The 18,445-nt window shown below is 60.7% G+C and carries 15 protein-coding genes; 10 read left to right on the forward strand and 5 right to left on the reverse strand.

Annotation, left to right across the window (positions count from 1 at the left end):
• Positions 1-98 precede the first annotated feature (98 nt).
• The 3 genes from AC1DE4_RS14990 to AC1DE4_RS15000 form a co-directional block, all read right to left on the reverse strand.
• On the reverse strand, positions 99-1,883 hold the full coding sequence (locus AC1DE4_RS14990) for an ABC transporter ATP-binding protein (protein ID WP_477881891.1): 1,785 nt from the start codon (positions 1,881-1,883) through the stop codon (positions 99-101).
• A gap of 61 nt (positions 1,884-1,944) precedes the next feature.
• Positions 1,945-3,048, reverse strand: a complete 1,104-nt coding sequence (locus AC1DE4_RS14995; RefSeq protein WP_025660226.1) for a glycosyltransferase family 2 protein — start codon at positions 3,046-3,048, stop codon at positions 1,945-1,947.
• A 3-nt stretch (positions 3,049-3,051) separates the two neighbouring features.
• Positions 3,052-4,224: an acyltransferase family protein gene (locus AC1DE4_RS15000; protein ID WP_477881894.1), complete on the reverse strand. Its 1,173-nt coding sequence runs from the start codon at positions 4,222-4,224 to the stop codon at positions 3,052-3,054.
• Between the two features lie 556 nt (positions 4,225-4,780).
• Between AC1DE4_RS15000 and AC1DE4_RS15005 the strand changes: the two genes are divergently transcribed.
• The 3 genes from AC1DE4_RS15005 to AC1DE4_RS15015 are packed head-to-tail and all read left to right on the forward strand — an operon-like array spanning position 4,781 to position 7,481.
• Entirely contained in the window at positions 4,781-5,632 is an 852-nt protein-coding gene (locus AC1DE4_RS15005; RefSeq protein WP_477881896.1) for a D-amino-acid transaminase, read from the forward strand.
• 14 nt (positions 5,633-5,646) lie between these two features.
• Positions 5,647-6,684 carry a DmpA family aminopeptidase gene (locus AC1DE4_RS15010; RefSeq protein ID WP_477881898.1) on the forward strand — a complete coding sequence of 346 codons (1,038 nt, stop codon included), beginning with the start codon at positions 5,647-5,649 and terminating at the stop codon, positions 6,682-6,684.
• Positions 6,681-7,481, forward strand: coding sequence for a M55 family metallopeptidase (locus AC1DE4_RS15015; RefSeq protein WP_477881899.1), 801 nt, complete (start codon positions 6,681-6,683; stop codon positions 7,479-7,481). The genes AC1DE4_RS15010 and AC1DE4_RS15015 overlap by 4 nt, the downstream gene beginning before the upstream one ends.
• A gap of 24 nt (positions 7,482-7,505) precedes the next feature.
• On the opposite strand, the gene AC1DE4_RS15020 is transcribed toward AC1DE4_RS15015, so the two are convergent.
• Complete coding sequence (locus tag AC1DE4_RS15020; protein WP_477881901.1) at positions 7,506-8,447, reverse strand: LysR family transcriptional regulator; 942 nt, start codon at positions 8,445-8,447, stop codon at positions 7,506-7,508.
• Between the two features lie 218 nt (positions 8,448-8,665).
• On the opposite strand from AC1DE4_RS15020, the gene AC1DE4_RS15025 reads away from it, so the two are divergent.
• The 7 genes from AC1DE4_RS15025 (at position 8,666) to AC1DE4_RS15055 (ending at position 16,901) form a co-directional block, all read left to right on the forward strand.
• Positions 8,666-10,294, forward strand: a complete 1,629-nt coding sequence (locus AC1DE4_RS15025) for an amidohydrolase (protein WP_477881903.1) — start codon at positions 8,666-8,668, stop codon at positions 10,292-10,294.
• Between the two features lie 65 nt (positions 10,295-10,359).
• The gene (locus AC1DE4_RS15030) at positions 10,360-11,952 is read left to right on the forward strand and encodes an ABC transporter substrate-binding protein (protein WP_025660233.1); all 1,593 of its coding nucleotides are present in this window, start codon (positions 10,360-10,362) and stop codon (positions 11,950-11,952) included.
• A 96-nt stretch (positions 11,953-12,048) separates the two neighbouring features.
• Positions 12,049-12,984 carry an ABC transporter permease gene (locus AC1DE4_RS15035; protein ID WP_025660234.1) on the forward strand — a complete coding sequence of 312 codons (936 nt, stop codon included), beginning with the start codon at positions 12,049-12,051 and terminating at the stop codon, positions 12,982-12,984.
• A gap of 4 nt (positions 12,985-12,988) precedes the next feature.
• Positions 12,989-13,810, forward strand: a complete 822-nt coding sequence (locus AC1DE4_RS15040) for an ABC transporter permease (protein ID WP_025660235.1) — start codon at positions 12,989-12,991, stop codon at positions 13,808-13,810.
• Positions 13,807-14,715, forward strand: a complete 909-nt coding sequence (locus AC1DE4_RS15045; RefSeq protein WP_025660236.1) for an ABC transporter ATP-binding protein — start codon at positions 13,807-13,809, stop codon at positions 14,713-14,715. The genes AC1DE4_RS15040 and AC1DE4_RS15045 overlap by 4 nt, the downstream gene beginning before the upstream one ends.
• The gene (locus AC1DE4_RS15050) at positions 14,712-15,677 is read left to right on the forward strand and encodes an ATP-binding cassette domain-containing protein (RefSeq protein WP_025660237.1); all 966 of its coding nucleotides are present in this window, start codon (positions 14,712-14,714) and stop codon (positions 15,675-15,677) included. The genes AC1DE4_RS15045 and AC1DE4_RS15050 overlap by 4 nt, the downstream gene beginning before the upstream one ends.
• Before the next feature lie 351 nt (positions 15,678-16,028).
• On the forward strand, positions 16,029-16,901 hold the full coding sequence (locus AC1DE4_RS15055; RefSeq protein ID WP_025660238.1) for a Hint domain-containing protein: 873 nt from the start codon (positions 16,029-16,031) through the stop codon (positions 16,899-16,901).
• Between the two features lie 156 nt (positions 16,902-17,057).
• Here the strand turns inward: AC1DE4_RS15055 and AC1DE4_RS15060 are convergent, their stop codons facing one another.
• Positions 17,058-18,053 carry a L,D-transpeptidase family protein gene (locus AC1DE4_RS15060; RefSeq protein ID WP_477881907.1) on the reverse strand — a complete coding sequence of 332 codons (996 nt, stop codon included), beginning with the start codon at positions 18,051-18,053 and terminating at the stop codon, positions 17,058-17,060.
• Between the last annotated feature and the right edge of the window lie 392 nt (positions 18,054-18,445).

The raw sequence follows: 18,445 nt of genomic DNA on the forward strand, positions 1-18,445 counted from the left end.
AGATGTTCGCCTTTGGTGGAGACCGTCCACTGGCGACGATATCGGGGAATGCGAGCTCCTGGTGACTGCTGGCCGCGGTGGTGGGCATGCGCCAACACCTAAGAGGAAGCCGTTTCAAGCTCGTAGAGCTGGTCCATGCTCAATGTCGCGATCTTGGCAAAGGAGGTCTGGTTCTTGACGCGGCCATCTTGAAGTATGACGACTTCGTCGCAGAACGAGATGGTGCTGCGATGATGGCTGATGACGATTGTCGTGCGCCGACCGGCTCTTGATTTCAAGGTTTCGACAATCGCTGCCTCGGACAGTCCGTCCATGGCATTCGTGGCCTCGTCCAGAATGAGGATTTCCGGATCGCGCACCAGGGCCCTTGCCAGCGCGATGCGCTGTCGCTGTCCGGCCGAAACGGTAGCTCCCCGGTAGCCGACGACGGTCTCATAGCCATCTGGCAGCTTCTCGATGAATTCGTGCGCTTCAGCAAGTCTGGCTGCGTTCTTGACCTCTTCAAGCGAAGCGCTGTGGCCATAGGTGATATTTTCGAGAATGGTGCCGTCAATCAGCTCGAGATCCTGGCTGGCGAGCGCAATTTGTCCCCGCCACTGCATCGGATCGATTTGATTGAGTGGGGTGCCGTCGACCAGAATGTTTCCTCCGTCAGGCTCGACAAATCGACATAGGAGATTGACGATCGTCGTCTTTCCGGCGCCAGACCGTCCAATTATGGCGGTTGAACGACCTTTGGGAAGATCGAAGGTCGCAGCGCGCAGCACGACGGGTCGCGAGCCGGAGCCTGGATACTTGAACGTCACGCCATCGAATTTGATGTGCTGACGGATGGCCTGAACCGGAGCATCGCCTGCCGGTGGGTTCGGCTTGTCGGACGGATCCAGTAACCATCTGACCTCTTCCAGGGACCCGCTCCAGCCTTGCACGGCGCTCCATGCCATTTGCAGCGCACGGACATGCGGCTGCAGCCGATAAAGCAAGACAACGAAGGCCACGATAACAGGAAAGCTTATACCCCAAAGCCAGGCGCTGACGACGACAGTCAAAAAGAGAGCCGAATGCAGCACCTCTGTCAGTGGCGGCAATACCGCCTGGCGGGATTGGAGATCGAAGCCAGCCTCTCTGACCGCATCCGACGAGGTATCGAAGACTGCTTTCTCCCGCTGTTCCTGTCCGAAGGCGCGGATAAGCCGTCCGGCGTGAACGAGGTGAAGCATCTTGGCGGCAAGTTCACCGTTGAACGACGTGACTTTGCGGCTCGGGGCTCTGAGGCTGGCTGAGAGAAGCGCGTGCAGGGCCTGGATTATTACCAGCCCAAGTGCAACGCCAAGCGTCATCTGCCATGAAAGAAGCAGGAGAAAGGCGAGGAGAATGACCACAGCCGATGCGTTTACGACCGCTGAAAGTGTAGTCTGGATTGCGTCCGAAGCACGCCAGGACTCGTTTGATATGATGTTGAGCAGTCGCCCCGGACTTTGCTGGAGGAAGAATGAGTATCCAACCGTCAAAAGCTGGCGGGCAAGAGAGCTTCGCATGGCATGGCCGGCCCTGCCGTAGATCAAATTGGTGAGCACGGCGTTGGCGAAGGCGAGCACATTCTTCAGGGTGATCAATCCGAGGATTGCGGCGGCAATCACAATCAGCCTTGCCCGGTCATCCAACCCGGCACCGACTTGCTGAAAGACCGCTGAGAGCCCCGCCATTCCCGACGGTTCCTCCCCGCCGGCGATAATGCTGAGCATTGGGATGATGAGACCGATGCCCGTACCTTCGAGAACGGCGGTACTTAGACCCAAAATGACGACGACTACCAGCAGACCAACCTGCCGGCCGAGTGCCTGACGCAAGAGCCGAAAGCTCAACTCGGCGAACTCTAGCATGGCTGTGCCCCCGGGGTGTGATGAACGCGTGCGCGCGTGAATTCGCGATACTTTCCGGCCATCATGCTAGCCCCTGAAGCGGCTGTACGGACTTGGCGGGCACCGATTGATAGTACCGCGTCATGAGATCCATGCGCCGGGTTGCACCGTCCGAGAAACGGCACAGCCACGGTGCATAAGCGGCGGAAAGAAGGCCGTATCGCTCTCGACGCCGGATGAGCCGCCACTTTCCCGTCTGCGTGAGAAAGGCGTGTGTCAGCTCCGGGCGCTGCTCATCGATAATGAGCTGATAGAGGAAATAGAAGAAGCACAAGGTTCCATGCGCATAGCTCGAGGACGCGCGGCCTGCCTGCTCGGCGATTTTTCTTTCGATCGTAAGTATGCAATCCGCAGCGCGGCGCACGGTGTCATTGGTGACGGCAGCACCAATATCGTGAAGGGCGCCGGGATCGTCGCAGAGAGACTGTCGTTCAAGGTTCTCGGCCACGATCTTCAGGTGGGTTCGCCGCATTTGCCGCTTGTGCCTGCTTGAGACGCTGTCGCTATGAATGCGATAGGCGACCAGGCTCTCATCGATCATCGCTGCTGGAAATTGCCGTGCAATGCGTCCGAAGAGATCGAAATCCTCGGCATGGACATAGCCTGCATCGTACACCAGCATGTCTTCGGGAATGACATTGCGGTTGTACATCACTGTCGAATGCAAGAAGATGGTAAAAAACATCGACAAGATGTGCCAATCGCCAGTCTGATAGATTGGATTTGGCCTGCCGCGGACCACCCGGTTGCCGAGAAGCTGATCGATGCCGGTACCGCTGATGGCGAGCTGAGGCTGTCGGGCAAAGAGGGCGACCTGACGCGAGAAGCGCGACGGGTAGGAGATATCGTCCGCATCCATTCTGGCGATGAGATCGCCTTGCGCCAAGGCGATTCCCTCATTCAGCGTCGCAATCAGCCCACGATTTTCCCGTGAGACGATCCGGATGCGATTGTCGGCGTTTTGATATCGTTGGAGGACCTGCAGCGAGCCATCGGTCGATCCGTCGTCAAGAGCGATGACCTCGAAGCGGGTGTAGTCCTGGCGCAGAATGCTCTCGAGTGCGGCGGCAACATGGGGTTCACCGTTATAGACCGGCAGCACGACGGAGATCAGTGGATCAGACATCCTTCAGCTCCCGCGTTCATCAGGGTTGGCGTAGCTCGGGCGATAGGCCGAAGCCTCATACCCCCGCTCGTCGGCAATGCTCGGCCGGGACGACGGCGTGCTCGGCCTCGGGGAGCTGACGTAGGGGAAATAGCGCTTGAGCTGGTTGAGCGGCCTCTCGAATGCCAGCCAGGAAATCGAAGCCAGCATCAATGTCGCTGCGGTCGCAACCACAAAACGACCGGGCCCCTGCTCCGAGACATTGACCGGGATCCAGGACTGAGCCTTGACGACCAGCGACAGCACAACTGGATGAAATAGGTAAACCCCGTAACTCATACGTCCGATCGCGGTACTCGTCGGTCGTTCCAGCATCCGGCCGAATGCACCCTGCATGCCCGATGAGCAGCATCCGACCAGCATGACGAGGGGTATGAGGGGAAACACCTCCCCGCCGATCCATGTCACCCATTCCAGGGGCGGTGTCATGGACACCGACTTCAACCACAGGAACGTGATCGAGGCTAGGGTTAAGGGCACGACACTTAGCCCAATCCATCGGGGCCCAATCCATCTGGGCCAAGCCTCGGTTTTCCTGCGGTAGACGGCAAGGAGAGCGCCCGCCACCAGCGCATCGACGGACGCCGGAGGAAGGAGGTCCCGCGCCAGAGATGGTGTGCCCGTAAATGGCCAATAGAGGCGATAGGCCAGCGAGAATGCTATGACGGCGACGCAAACAGGCGCAATCAGCCGGCGCGGAGCCAGCAGGATCACCAGAGGCCAGGCGATATAGAACTGTTCCTCGATGCTCAAGCTCCAGGCGTGACACAACACCCAGGGCGTCCATTCGTTTCGAAGCGCATACCAGAAGTTCGACAGATACAGCGCGTGCCACTTGAGGCTGCCCCGGGCGCCCTCAAGGTTGACAAACCATATGAAGCCCAACATCGCGAAGTAAGGAGGAAATATGCGCAGTGCGCGGCGAATGTAGAATGCCTTCAGCGCCGCACTTGGCTGGTAGTCGGCAAAGGAACGTGCGTCCAGCAGGAGCCGGGTTATCAGAAAGCCGCTGAGGACGAAGAACAGACGGACGCCGAGATGGCCCAGGACTGATCCATTGACCGCAAAGAAGTGGTGATAGAGGACCATTGTGACTGCGAGAGTCCTAAGTCCGTCCAGTTGCCGGTCGCGAGACATGAATCTCCTTGGCCGATCGGGACTCGCTCCTTGTGAGAGCCTTCCTCGATGGCATTCTTGCAGCTCGCATTGCTGCTGATTGTGCCGTCCCGGACGAGACGAACTGAAGTATCGACGCAGGCGCGAAAATTCTGGCGGAATCGGGCCAAACTGTGACCCTGGCGTGTGATCAGACTTTGGTCCGATGCCTCCGCGACAAGGTTTGCCTCGATCTCGGGGCTTCGCGTGTCGGCACTGATCCTCCAAGTCCGCAGCCCAGATCGGGTTCCAAAAGCCGTTCGCGGGCACCCGGAACATGACGGCTTGTCGATTGCCAGCTGACATCAGACGAGCCGCTGGCCCAGATGCCAGAAAGCTATCCGGTGCTCGCTACGAGCGCGTGAATTGCGCTCTCATTGCGGGGAGGGGAGAAGTCGTCAGGCCCTCATCGAAGCGCGATATTGCAAACCAAAGGCGAGGCTATTTCTGCATGACCCTTTGCCGAAATTGAATTGGTCAGCCGGCGCAAGTTAGCGTCAATGTGCCGGCCTGGGCCAAACGTCGAAATGAGGGTTGCATGAGCAGGATCGTCTTTGTTCACGGGTCTTTCGTCCCCGAGGAGGAGGCGCGAATCAGTCTTTTCGATCGCGGCTTCCTGTTCGGCGACGCGGTCTACGAGGTCACGGCCGTGATCGATGGCCGGATGATTGACAACGATCTGCATCTGGCTCGGTTCGCCCGTTCCCTGAAGGAGATGAACATTCCCCTGGCCTTGTCTCTGGATCGCATCGTCTCGATCCAGTTGGAGCTGATCGAACGCAATGCCCTGCAGCACGGCACCGTCTATCTTCAGGTTTCGCGCGGCGAGGCCGATCGCGACTTTCTGTACAGCGACAAGATGGAGCCGAAGCTCGTCGGCTTCACCCAGGCGAAGCGGCTTACGGGAACCGCGGCGCAGCGCGACGGAATCTCCGTCGACCTGGCTCCGGATCAGCGCTGGCGGAGGCGGGACATCAAGACGGCAATGCTGCTCGCACAGGTCATGGCCAAACAGGCTGCACGTGCGCGAGGCTTCGACGATGTCTGGCTAGTCGAGGACGGACTGGTGACGGAAGGCGCGTCTTCGACTGCGCATATCATCACCGCGGATCGACGAATCCTTACCCGGCCGGCTTCCCGTGCCACGCTGCCGGGCTGTACGCAGCGCGCCGTTGCACGTTTATGTGCCGAACAGGGATTGCTCTTAGAAGAGCGTGCCTTTACGCCCGAGGAAGCGCAGGGCGCCGCCGAGGCGTTCCAGACCTCAGCCTCAAATCTGGTCATGCCGGTCGTGCGCATTGCCGACAAGTCGATCGGAGACGGCAAGCCTGGCCCGATGACGCGTCACCTGCAGACGCTCTATCTCGAGGCGGCTGGCGTTCTGGCATAGACAAGAGAACAGAGATGAAAACAGCGCGGGAACTCGGACTGATAGTGGAGGGAGCGATGGTTCCCGGACCGGAAAACGCCATTACCGATGTGCCTGGCGTGGCGGTTGGGCACCGCTCGCTCAGCGCCGAAGGCATCCATACGGGCGTCACCGCCATAGTTCCTCATCCAGGCGACATCTTTCGCAGGAAGCCGCGTGCGGCGGTCGAGGTGATAAACGGCTTCGGCAAGTCGGCGGGACTGATACAGGTCGCCGAACTCGGCACGATCGAGACACCGATTCTCCTGACCAATACGTTTGGTGTGGCCGCCTGCACCGAAGCGCTGATTCGCCGTGCGATCGCGGCAAATCCGGCCATCGGGCGCAAGACCTCGACGGTCAATGGCCTCGTCTTCGAATGCAATGACGGTAGCATCAGCGACATCCAGGCCATGGCGGTAACGCCCGCCGACGCCTGTGCGGCGCTTGACGACGCACGGACGGGTGAGGTGGAGCAGGGTGCGGTCGGAGCCGGATCCGGCATGACGGCGTTCGGCTTCAAGGCTGGCATTGGTACCGCGTCGCGGCGACTGCGGATTGCGAAGCGTGATTTCACCTTGGGAACACTGGTTCTTGCCAATTTCGGCGCTGCCGGCGACCTCATTCTGCCCGATGGTCGCCGGCCGGATCCTCGCCGTCCAGCCAGCCCGGAGCGGGGCTCCGTCATCGTCGTCATGGCGACGGATTTGCCGCTCGGCGACCGCCAGCTGCAGCGCGTCGCCAAACGCGGCGGTGCGGGGCTGGCGCGGCTCGGTGCCTTCTGGGGCAATGGTAGCGGCGATATCTGCCTGTGCTTCACCACCGCCGATCCGGTCGATCATGAACCGGCGTCACCCATTACGGCCCAGGACCGGCTTTCCGACGCGTTCATCGACACCGCCTTCCGCGCTGCCGCTGAAACCACACAGGAGGCGGTACTGAACGCGCTCTGCATGGCGCCTGCAACGCCCGGCCGCAACGGTCGCCTTTATCCCGCCCTTGCCGATTGGCTACAGGAGAACCCGCTGCAATGAAAGTTTTCATCTCTGCCGATATCGAAGGTACCGCAGGTATCGTTCATTGGGACGAGGCCGAGCGCACGCATGCCGACTGGAACGAGTTCCGCGCACTGATGACTGCCGAGGTCGTTGCTGCCTGCGACGGGGCTCGTGCTGCGGGAGCGACCGAGGTCGTGATCAAGGATGCTCATGACAGCGGGCGCAACCTGATCCTCGAGCGGTTGCCAGACTATGTCCGGATCGTGCGTGGCTGGTCGGGGCATCCCGATGCGATGATGTTCGGTCTCGATGCCGGTTTTGCGGCGGCGATCTACACCGGCTACCATTCCAAGGCAGGCAGCGAGGCCAATCCGCTCGCTCACACGTCCAACCTGCGCATATCGCGCCTGCTTCTGAACGGTGAGGTGGCTTCCGAATTCACCGTGAACGCGCTCTGCGCGGCGGGATATGGGGTGCCTTCCGTCTTCCTGTCCGGCGACGCGGCCATATGCGCGGAAGCGCGCGCGATGGTGCCCGGTATGTCCACGGTGGAGACACTTGAGGGTAAAGGCCGTGCCTCCACGTCGATCTCGCCCGCTTGGTCGCGCCGGCTTATCCGCGAGGGTGTGGCGTCCGCGCTGTCGGCGGATTTCAGCCAGACGCTCCCCGACCGGGCCGAGCGCTACGAAGTGGTGATCGAGTTCAACAATCCGACCGACGCCTATCGTGCTGGCTGGTACCCGGGCGCACGAGCCCATGGCCCGCGCGCCGTTGCTTTCGCCAATGCGGATTTTGCCGAAATCCTGCGTGCACTCGTTTTCATGAAGGTCTGAGGCTGCCGTTTCGTGAGCCGGTCGTCAGGCCGGCTCGCGCTCCAGCAGTTGCCTGGACATGCGCCAGAGTTCGTCGACCTTGCGATTGCGGCTCGCCGCGTGGCGGTAGAGGCGGATTTCGAGATCGAGATTCCACCCCTCGTCCTTCGAGGCGGGCACGAGGCGCCCTGACTCCATCTCGTCGCGTGCGAGGCTTTCAGGCAGCCAGCAGACGCCCGCTCCCGCAAGCGCCATGTTCATCAAACCGGCACTGATCGTATTCTCATGTGTCGTCCGGCGGCGAAATGGCGGGCGGCGAAGCAGAAGACGCGAGAGAGCCACGCCGAAGAAGGAATTGAAGCCGTAGCTGAGATAGGGGATTGCCAGCCGCTGCTGCTCGACGGCCCGATCGAGCAAATTTCTTCCGGCTTGCGAGTGACCGGATACGATGACGTTCGGCGCCACCAGAGGGATCAGCCGGTCGTGGGCGACGGTCAGCCACGCGAATTTGCCGCGGTCGAGATGGAATGGCACCTCCGGATGGGCGTAGGTCAGTAAGAAATCGGCCTCGTCGCCAACGAGCGCATCCAGGTTCGCCTCGATGCCACCTCGGTCCGGTATCAGCGAGGTGTTGAACGCTCCCCCTGCTTTCTCCAACGCCCGCAACCATTGCGGAAAGAATGTAACCGTCAGCGTGTGCAGTGCCGCGAAGCGAATGAGGCCGGGTTCATGTGACGGACGCAGGGCCTCTCGCGCCGCATAGCATGACCGGATCGTTTCCTGTGCGACGGGCAGGAAATTCCGGCCGGCCGGCGTCAGCTCGGCAGGCATCGCCGCACGGCTGATCAAGGTCGCGCCCAGCCATCCCTCGAGCTGCTTGATTCGGCGGCTGAAGGCCGGTTGTGTCACGTTGCGCAGTTCAGCCGCTCTCGAGAAACTGGAGGTGTCCGCAAGGGTTACGAAGTCCTCCAGCCATTTGATTTCCATTCCATTCTCCTCCCCAATGCTCCTCGCCCAATTCAGCATAAGTCATTCATCTTGAATAGATATGCCAAATTCGCATGAGGTTGTGCCAAAACCGAATTGGCCAAGCCTGCCACAAGCTTTCACCTTGTCACACGACAGAAATTCATGGACGGCGCGAGCGCTTCGCATCGCCTGTCCTTAATGCCGGGTTCGTCCGGGTCGTGACAACGGAGCAGTTAATGGCAGTCAGAATTGAAGCCGATCTCATCCTTTACAACGGCCGCATATGGTGCGGTCGCGAGGAAGGATCCTGCGAGGCGGTGGCCGTCTGGCAGGGAAAGGTTCTCGCAACCGGCAGCAATGCAGAAATGCTAAGCCTTAAGGGATCGCGCACCGAGGTCATCGATCTGGACGGCCGTTTTGCCAGCCCCGGGCTGATCGACAACCATCTGCACCTGATTTCGACCGGTATCGTCATGGGCTGGGTGGACGCGACGCCTGCCGCGGCCCCCACCCACGCCGCGCTGATGCGCCAGATCGCCGAACGCGCAGCGGTGACGCCGAAGGGTGAGTGGGTTCGCGCACGTGGTTATGATCAGGTCAAGCTCGATACGGGCAGGCATCCGACGCGCGCGGACCTTGATCTCGCTGCGCCGGATCATCCGGTTCTGGTGACGCGGGCGTGCGGTCATGTGGCGATCGCCAATTCGAAAGCCTTGATGCTGGCAGGCGTGACCGAGGCGACACCGGTGCCGGATGGCGGCGTCATCGGCCTGACGGACGGCAAACTGAACGGCCTTCTGGCGGAGAACGCCATGAACCTCGTCAAGGCCGTGATACCGTCGCCCAGGACCGCCGAACTGATCGATGGGATCGAGCGCGCCGGGCAATATCTCTTGTCCCTCGGCATTACGAGTTGCATGGACGCCGCCGTCGGGCAGCTTTCCGGCTTTGCGGAAATTCAGGCCTATGAAATGGCCAAGATCGCGGGTCGCTTGCCCGTGCGCGTCTGGCTGACCCTTCTTGGTGATCCCGGCGTGTCGATTGTCGAGGATTGCTGGCGCGCGGGCCTCATCTCCGGCGCCGGCGACGACATGCTGCGCGTTGGCGCGGTGAAAATATTCCTTGATGGATCGGCCGGTGGACGCACGGCGTGGATGACGAAGCCTTACAAGGACGAGCCGGAAAACCTCGGCGTGCAGATGCTGCCCGACGCGGTCGTCGAGGAGATTGTGCAGTCCTGTCATGACCGGGGCTACCAAATGGCTTGCCATGCAATCGGCGACGGCGCTATCGAGCAGTTGATCACGGCTTACGAGAAGGCGCTTGCCGCCAATCCTGATCCGGATCGCCGCCACCGTGTGGAGCATTGCGGCTATCCCTCTGCAGAGCAAAACGCGCGCATGAAGGCGGCGGGCATTCTGCCGGCGCCGCAGATGGCCTTCATTCACGATTTCGGGGACAGCTATATCTCCGTCCTCGGCGAGGAGCGCGGCGTCAAGTCCTACCCGATCGGCACGTGGGCGCGCATGGGGCTCAAACCCTCCACCGGCTCCGACTCACCGGTCTGCTCGCCCAATCCTTTCCCCGACCTCTACGCGATGATCACCCGCAAGACCGGCAAGGGCACCGTCATGGATGCCTCCGAGAAGCTTGGTCGCGAGGAGGCGCTCCAGGCCTACACGGAATACGGTGCCCATTCGCAGAAGGCTGAAAACGTGAAGGGGCGGCTGGTCGCTGGTCAGTGGGCTGACATCGCGGTCTTCGACAATGATCTTCTCACCGCATCGCCCGAGGCGATCCTGTCGGATACACGCTGCCTGCTGACGTTGCTGGCGGGCCGCGTTGTGCACGACGCGAGAGGCTGAGCCACTGAAAAAAAATGACTGACACGATGCCGAAAAGGGAACCCGGCACAAAGAGGGAGAACGAAATGCTGAAGAGACTTTCAATCGCTGCGATGCTCAGCCTGGGCGTCGCGACCATGGCGTTTGCGGATGGCGAGCGTCATGGTGGTACACTTGTATTCACCGCGCCTTATGGCTCCAGTTTCGCGACGCTGGATGTTCAGTCGAGCCCCAACACGCAGGAAGAATTCATCACCCAGGCCATTCACCGGGCGCTCTACAGCTGGGACTCGATCAACAACAAGCCGGTTCTGGAATTGGCGACCTCGGCTGATGTTTCCGAGGACGGGACGACCTACACCTATCATCTGCGCGACAACGCCGTCTTTCACAACGGCAAGCCGCTGACGGCCGATGACATCATCTACAGCTACAAGCGCATCGGCAACCCGAAGAACGCGTTCCCCGGTGCCAGCTATATCGCCATCATCAAAGGCGCCGACGACTATATCGCCGGCAAGGCGCAAGACATCAGCGGCCTGAAGAAGATCGATGATCACACGCTTCAGGTCACCTATACCGGGCCAATCAATCCCGGCTTTTCGTTGATGCAGAACACGACGGTGATCTATCCCTCGAACGTCGCGGACGAGTCGACTTTCGGCAAAAATCCGATCGGTCTCGGCGCCTTCGCCTTCAAGGAATACACGCCTGGCTCGCAGGTCGTCGTGGAGAAGTTCGACAAGTACTACGAGAAGGGCAAGCCCTATCTCGACCGCGTGAAGATCGTGCTGATGGGTGAGGATTCCGCCCGCGACGTGGCCTTCCGCAACAAGGAAATCGACGTGTCGATCCTTGGGCCCACCCAGTATCAAGCTTACCAGGGTGAGGATGCCCTGAAGGACCATCTGCTGGAGGTCGCCGAGGTCTACACCCGCAACATCGGCTTCAATCCGGCCTTCGAGCCGTTCAAGGACAAGCGGGTGCGCCAGGCCATCAACTATGCAATCAACACCCCGCTGATCGTCGAGCGCCTGGTCAAGAACAAGGCCTACCCGGCTTCCGGCTGGCTGCCGCTCTCCTCGCCGGCGTTCGACAAGGAAAAGCCTGCCTATGCCTATGATCCGGAAAAAGCCAAGGCGCTTCTCGCCGAAGCCGGTTACGCCAAAGGCTTCTCCTTCGAAGTGACCGCCAGCCCGAACGAAAGCTGGGGCGTGCCGATCGTTGAAGCCGTCCTGCCGATGCTGCAGAAGGTCGGCATCACGGTGAAGCCGAAGCCGGTCGAAAGCTCGGCACTCGGCGACGCGGTGACGTCGAACAACTTCCAGGCCTTCATCTGGTCGAACCTCTCCGGCCCGGATCCGCTGCAGGCGCTTCGCTGCTACTACTCCAAGACGCCGCAGTCGGCCTGCAACTACGAGAGCTTCTCGAACGCCGATTTCGACAAACTCTACGAAGCAGCGCAGCAGGAACGAGACCCGGCCAAGCAGAACGAACTGCTACGCCAGGCGAACAACCTGATCCAGGAAGAAGCGCCGGTCTGGTTCTTCAACTACAACAAGGCAGTGATGGCATACCAGCCGTGGATCCACGGGCTTGTTCCGAATGCGACGGAACTGGCCATCCAGCCTTACGATGAAATCTGGATCGACGACACGGCGCCGGACTCGCGCAGTTAATCCGGGAGTTCATGCCGGTGGCCGCGGGATTTCCGCGGCCATTCGAATTCGCATTGCCGCGCGCCTCCCTAAAGGGCGACCAAAACGGGTTTGTTCATGCTTCGCTTCACTCTGCGCCGCGTCCTGCAGATCGTGCCGACGGTGATCGTCGTGGCGTTGTTGATATTCGTCATCTTCAGCGTTGTGCCGGGCAGCTTTGCCACCAGCCTGTTTGCCGATGGCAAACGCACCGCTGACCCACAACTGATTGCCCACCTCAACCAGGAATTCGGCCTCGACAAGCCGCTGACGGAGCGGTTCGTGAAATACGTCACCGACCTTGCGCGGCTCGACCTCGGGACCAGCTTTCGAAGTCGCCAGCCGGTGCTCGATCTGATCGGCGACCGCATGTGGGCTTCGCTGGAACTAGCGCTCGCCGCCATGGCGTTCGCGGTCGTGGTCGGCGTGCCGCTCGGTTTTCTCGCCGCTCTCCGTCCCGGATCGATTCTCGACACGACGACGATGATCGGCGCGGTCTCGGGTCTTTCGATGCCCCAGTTCTGGCTCGGGCTCCTGATGATGTACGTCTTTGCGCTTCATCTGAACTGGCTGCCGAGCTTCGGCTATGGCGACGGATCGTTCCGTAACCTGATCCTTCCCGCCGTCACGCTCGGCGTTACGCCGCTGGCGCTTCTGGCACGCACCACGCGGGCAGGGGTTCTCGACGTGCTGAACGCCGATTTCATTCGCACGGCGCATTCGAAGGGCATGAGCGAAGCCAAGGTCGTGCGCTGGCACGTGATGCGCAACGCTCTCGTGCTGATCGTGACAACGGTCGGCCTGCAATTCGGATCGCTGATCGGGCAGGCCGTGGTGATCGAGAAACTTTTCGCCTGGCCTGGCATCGGCTCGCTCCTGGTGGATAGCGTGGCGATCCGCGACATTCCCGCGGTGCAGGGGACGATCCTGGTCATCGTCCTCTGGTTCCTCGTCATCAACACCCTTGTCGACCTGATCTACGCGGCGATCGACCCGCGCATCAAGCAGGGGTGAGGCGATGCGCTTTGGTTTCAATTTCATCCTCGGCGCGCTTCTCACGGTGCTCGTCATCCTCGCCGGCATCTTTGCTCCCTGGATCGCGCCGTTCGATCCGGTGTTGAATGCCGATCTGATGAATGCCGAATTGCCGCCCGACGCCACATTCTGGTTTGGTACGGACGCTCAGGGCCGCGACGTCTTTACGCGCATTCTCTTTGGCGCGCAGATCTCGCTGACCGTCGGGATCGTCTCGCAGGTCATCAACTCCATCATCGGCTGCACGCTCGGCATGACTGCGGGCTACTGGGGCGGCTGGTGGGACGATCTCGTAAACGGTCTCACAAACGTCATGCTTGCCATCCCCTCCTTGATCTTCGCGCTGGCGGTCATGGCCGTACTTGGCCCGGGCCTGCCATCACTTCTGATTGCCCTGGGTCTCACGAACTGGAGCTGGACGTGCCGCATTGCGCGCTCCTCCACCTTGTCGCTGAAGTCTCAGGGATACGTCCAGGCGGCACAAACGCTTGGCTACGGCGATCTGCGCATCATGTTCACGCAGATCCTGCCCAACATGATGGGTCCGATCCTTGTCATGGCGACGCTGGGCATGGGCTCGGCGGTGCTTTCGGAGGCGGCTCTCTCCTTCCTCGGACTTGGCGTCCAGCCCCCCTTTCCGAGCTGGGGCTCGATGCTGACGGATGCGCGCCAGTTGATCCGCACCGCGCCCTGGGTCGCGGTGTTTCCGGGGCTCGCCATCTTCCTCTCGGTGCTTGGCTTCAACCTTCTGGGCGATGGGCTGCGCGACAGGCTCGATCCGCATATGAGGAGGCGCACGCCATGACTGCTCCGCTTCTCGACATCAAGGAACTCAAGCTCGATGTTTCGGCCGGGCGCTCTCTTCTTCCGATCCTCAAGGGCGTCTCGTTCCAGATCATGCCGGGTGAGGCCTATGGACTCGTGGGCGAATCCGGTTCTGGCAAATCGGTGACGTCGCTTGCCGTGATGGGTCTCCTGAAAAGGCCCTTGCGCGTTTCGGGCGGTGAAGTCGTCTTCAAGGGCCAGAACCTGCTCGCCCTGCCGAAGCGGGAGATGAGACGGCTGCGGGGAAACCGCGTCGCGATGATCTTCCAGGAGCCGATGACGGCGCTCAATCCGCTCTCCACGGTCGGGCGCCAGATCGCCGAGATGTTCGTCCTGCACCAGGGCAAGGACTGGGGCGAAGCGATGAAACTTGCCGTAGACGCGCTCGCAAGCGTGCGCGTGCCCAATCCGGACCGACGCGCCACGAACTATCCGCACCAGATGTCGGGCGGCTTGCGCCAGCGCGTGATGATCGCCATGGCGCTCGCATGCAATCCCGACCTCTTGATCGCGGATGAGCCGACAACGGCGTTGGACGTGACCGTTCAGGCCGAAGTCTTACGGTTGATCAAGGAACTCTGCGCCGCGCGCGGCACCGCGGTCCTGTTCATCAGCCACGATCTCGGCGTGATCGCCAGTGTTTGCCAGCGGGTGGGAGTGATGTATGCCGGTTGCCTGGTGGAGGAGAACGATACCGCTCTACTGTTTTCCGATCCGAGGCACGAGTACACGCGTGGGCTTCTCGGAGCGCTGCCGCGGCTGGGGGGGCGCAGCCTGCATGGACGCCAGCGCCTGGTAGACATCGACAGCATCATCGCCGATCGCTCGAAGTTGACCGAGACGCGGTTCATTGCGCCACGCCGCGACGAAGGAGGAAAGCCGTGACCGGGTCTTTGCTGCAAGTGGACGACCTGCATGTGCGCTTTCCGGTGTCTGGCGGCGGGCTTTTGGGAACTGGACGGCGGACGCTTTACGCCGTAAACGGCATCAGCTTCGAATTGGGCAAGGGTGAGTGTCTGTCGATCGTTGGCGAATCAGGCTGCGGCAAGTCCACGACGGCGCTGTCGATCCTCGGTCTGCAGGCGCCGACCTCGGGAACGATCCGCTACCGGGGTCAACCGCTGACCGGACCTGGTGCGCCGGGGCGCATGCAGCGCGCCAAGGCGGTGCAGATGGTGTTTCAGGATCCGTACGCCTCGCTGAATCCCCGCCAATCGATAAGGGCCTCACTTGCCGCACCCCTGCGCCTTCATGGCATCAAATCGGCCTCGGAGATTTCCGACAGGATCGAGGCGATGCTGATCGATGTCGGGTTGAAGCCGGAACAGGCCAGTCGCTACCCGCACGAATTCTCGGGCGGGCAGCGCCAGCGCATCGGCATTGCCCGCGCACTCATCCTCGAGCCCGAGATCGTCGTATTGGACGAGCCGGTATCGGCCCTCGACGTCTCGATCCGAGCGCAGATCATCAATCTTCTTCTGGATCTGCAGGAAAAGCTCGGTCTTTCCTATTTGATGATCAGCCATGACCTAAGCGTGGTGGAGCACATGAGCGATCGTGTGCTGGTGATGTTCTTCGGCCAGGTTGTCGAGGAAGGTGGATGGCAACAGATCTTCGAGACGCCGGCTCATCCCTATACGCGCCGCCTTATAGGGGCCATTCCCGATCCCGAAATCGCCATGAGCGGGCAGCTGAAGGCGAAGCGCTTCCATGATGCCCAGCTCCCGGCCGGACGCGTTTTCGGATCGGACGGGAGCCCGTCACCGGATGTCTTTGCCGCGCCTATCCCGTCGGAACTGGTCGATATCGCCGACAATCACAGGGTTAGGCTGTCCGTCGCGGCTTGATTGAATTTCATGGTTTGATTTCCGGTAAAGGCGGCCCCGAATTCACGACTGTCTAATTGCGTTGGGCCTCGTTCTCGAGCGGGGCATCATGGCCTTATCGACGCATTGAGCAAGTCTGCAGATGTGCCGTTCGCGATGCTGGCGGACAGTATCTGCGAAGGGAATTCGCAAGACGGCCGAAGCTTCCGGACAACGAGAGTGGGCGAAGCTCTAAGTGCTTTTGCCTGATCACAGCTGACTATCGATGCATACTACCTTTTCGGTAGGCGGCAGCGCTATTCTGCGAAGTTCAACGCGATGCAACTTATTGTAACTTGTGCTGGCGTCACTCTTTTTTCAAAGGAAGCTAGCATGTCATCTCCCGATGATCGGAAGTTGCCCCTCAATACCGCGCGCAGGCATTTTCTAGGTGTGGCGGCTGCGGCCGGTGCACGTTTCGCGAGCGTCGCAACCATAGCAGCGGCGGTCTCATCGTCTCCTGCGCGTGCCATGGGCCGGCGCTGGGGGCGCGGTCACTCCGGTGGAGGCGGGAACGGCAATTCTGGTGGAAACGCTGGCGGTGGCGGCGGTGGCGGCGGCGCGCAGTGCTTCCTGCGCGGGACGTCGATCCTCACCGATCGCGGTGAAAAGCGTGTTGAGGATCTTCGCATCGGTGATCGCGTGGCGCTTGCGGACGGAGATGCCCGACGGATCAAATGGGTCGGTCGCCAGGTGTTCAAGAAGAGCGGTGCACGCTGGCAGGAGGGTGTCGTGCCGATCCGGGTCTTGCGCCATGCGCTGGATGATTGCGCGCCACATTCTGATCTCTATCTATCGCCAGGTCATGCTCTGTTCCTGAATGGCGTTTTGATCCGGGTGCGTGATCTCGTGAACGGTACGACGATTGCGCCGATCCTTCCTGCCGACGACACGATGATCGAGTACTATGCGGTCCTGCTCGATACTCATGAGGTAGTTCTTGCCGAAGGCGCCGCGGCCGAGACGTTCCACATTTCAAGCGACAATCACGAAAACTTCTCAAACTTTGCAGAGTACGAGCGCCTCTATGCCGCTGAGGGCCGCACGGCAATGACGTCCTATGCCCCGGTTGCCGGCGAGGAAGGCGGTTGGAAGCATTTGAAATCGCTTTTGCTGCTTGGTGCGTCGCGTTTGATCCCGATGCGTGACCCATACGAAGAGGCATGCGAGAAGATCAACGCCCGCGCCAGGGAACTGTCGAGCTGATACCGCGCCGCTGGCGCCTCCGGCAAAGGGATAGCAAGATCGAGGCCTGTTCGCCGGCCAGCCGTGTCGGCTGTCGAACACCTCATCGAGCGACGTGGTGTCCTATGTGACGAGAAAGCGCTGGGCCTCGTCAGCAAGACATCTGACAGGCTCGCGTCAGTCGACAAACTCGACAGTCACGCCTGGTTTTACCATCGCGGCCAATTCCTCGGCGTCCCAGTTGGTCAGGCGGACGCATCCATGTGATCCGATCTTGTCGATAAGGGAGGGTTCCGGTGTGCCGTGAATTCCATATGTCGGCTCTGTCAGATCGATCCAGATGGTTCCAACCGGGCCGTTCGGACCTTTGGGCAGCGTTAGGGGCCTTTTGTTCTTTCCCTGCTGAAAGTTGATTTTCGGATCGTAACTGTATGGCGGCATTCGCGCGACGCCCTTGACCTTGTGGGTTCCTGACGGCGAAGGCGTTTGCCTGCTGCCGATCGTGGCGGGATAAACGGCCAGCAGGGAGCCATCCTTGCCAAACGCCAGGACTTGCCCAATTCGTCGTCGCACTTCAATCCTCTTGACCATATCTTCTTTCGCGTTGCCGGGCATCGCCACCAGTATTGTCTTTCCGACCGTAAACGGCGTGCCTGCGTTCAGTGCCTTCAGAAGATCGATGTCCATATGAAAACGCTCGGACAGTTTCTCGGCAACACTTGTATATCCGAGGTACCTCATCCTGGCTTGCCTGGCGTAGTCCTTGGGAATGCGGTCGACGAGATCTTGTGTGTCTTCCGGGGAGATTACATAGGCCCCGATGACTGGCTGGTCGTCAAGCAAGAGGCGAATGACCTCAGGATCCAGCTTTCCATCGGTCGGGATGCCCCGCATGGCTTCCAGGCCAGCGATCGCCTTGGTGACGTTCTCGCCGTAATGCCCGTCTATCACCCCGGGAGACGACCCCAAGCGATCCAGAAGCACCTGCAGACGAATAACAGCGTTTTGCAGACAGCCCAGTCGCAAGCATGTCCGGCGGCGAGCGGCAACGCGCGTTAGCCGGCGCTCGTGGCTGAGTTCGCGCAGCAGTGCCAGCACGCTGTCCTGGTGTAGCAGATCCAGCGCGGAGGTCGGCTCATCAAGAAGCAGGCACTGCGCGTTCTGCGCCAGCATCATGGCGATCCAGGCGTTACCATTTGATGATATTGAACTCCCGCCTGCCTCAACGGACGCCGCCGTTGGAACAACTTGGCCAGTCGTAGATTTCACGCTCATGAAAACAACGATCTTTCTCGTCGTGTCGCTGACCCTGGGCCTGCTTGGCAACGCAAGCGCCCAGGATCTTGGTGCGGAAACCATCAACGGTGCCTCGCTCGACTCCATTCCAGCCGAGCGACCAGCCAAAGCCTCCCCTCAACCAGAGCTCGAGATCGGTTCGTTCTATGGCCTCGTCGACGAGTTTCTGATCGGCGCTGGTGAAACGGCCGAGCGTATGCAGAATGCTTTCACGCGGTTCACTGCACCGCGGCTCTATTACAGCTCACTGAGTGGAGTCTCGGTCAAAG

The sequence above is a fragment of the Rhizobium sp. 10N414 genome (assembly GCF_056394785.1).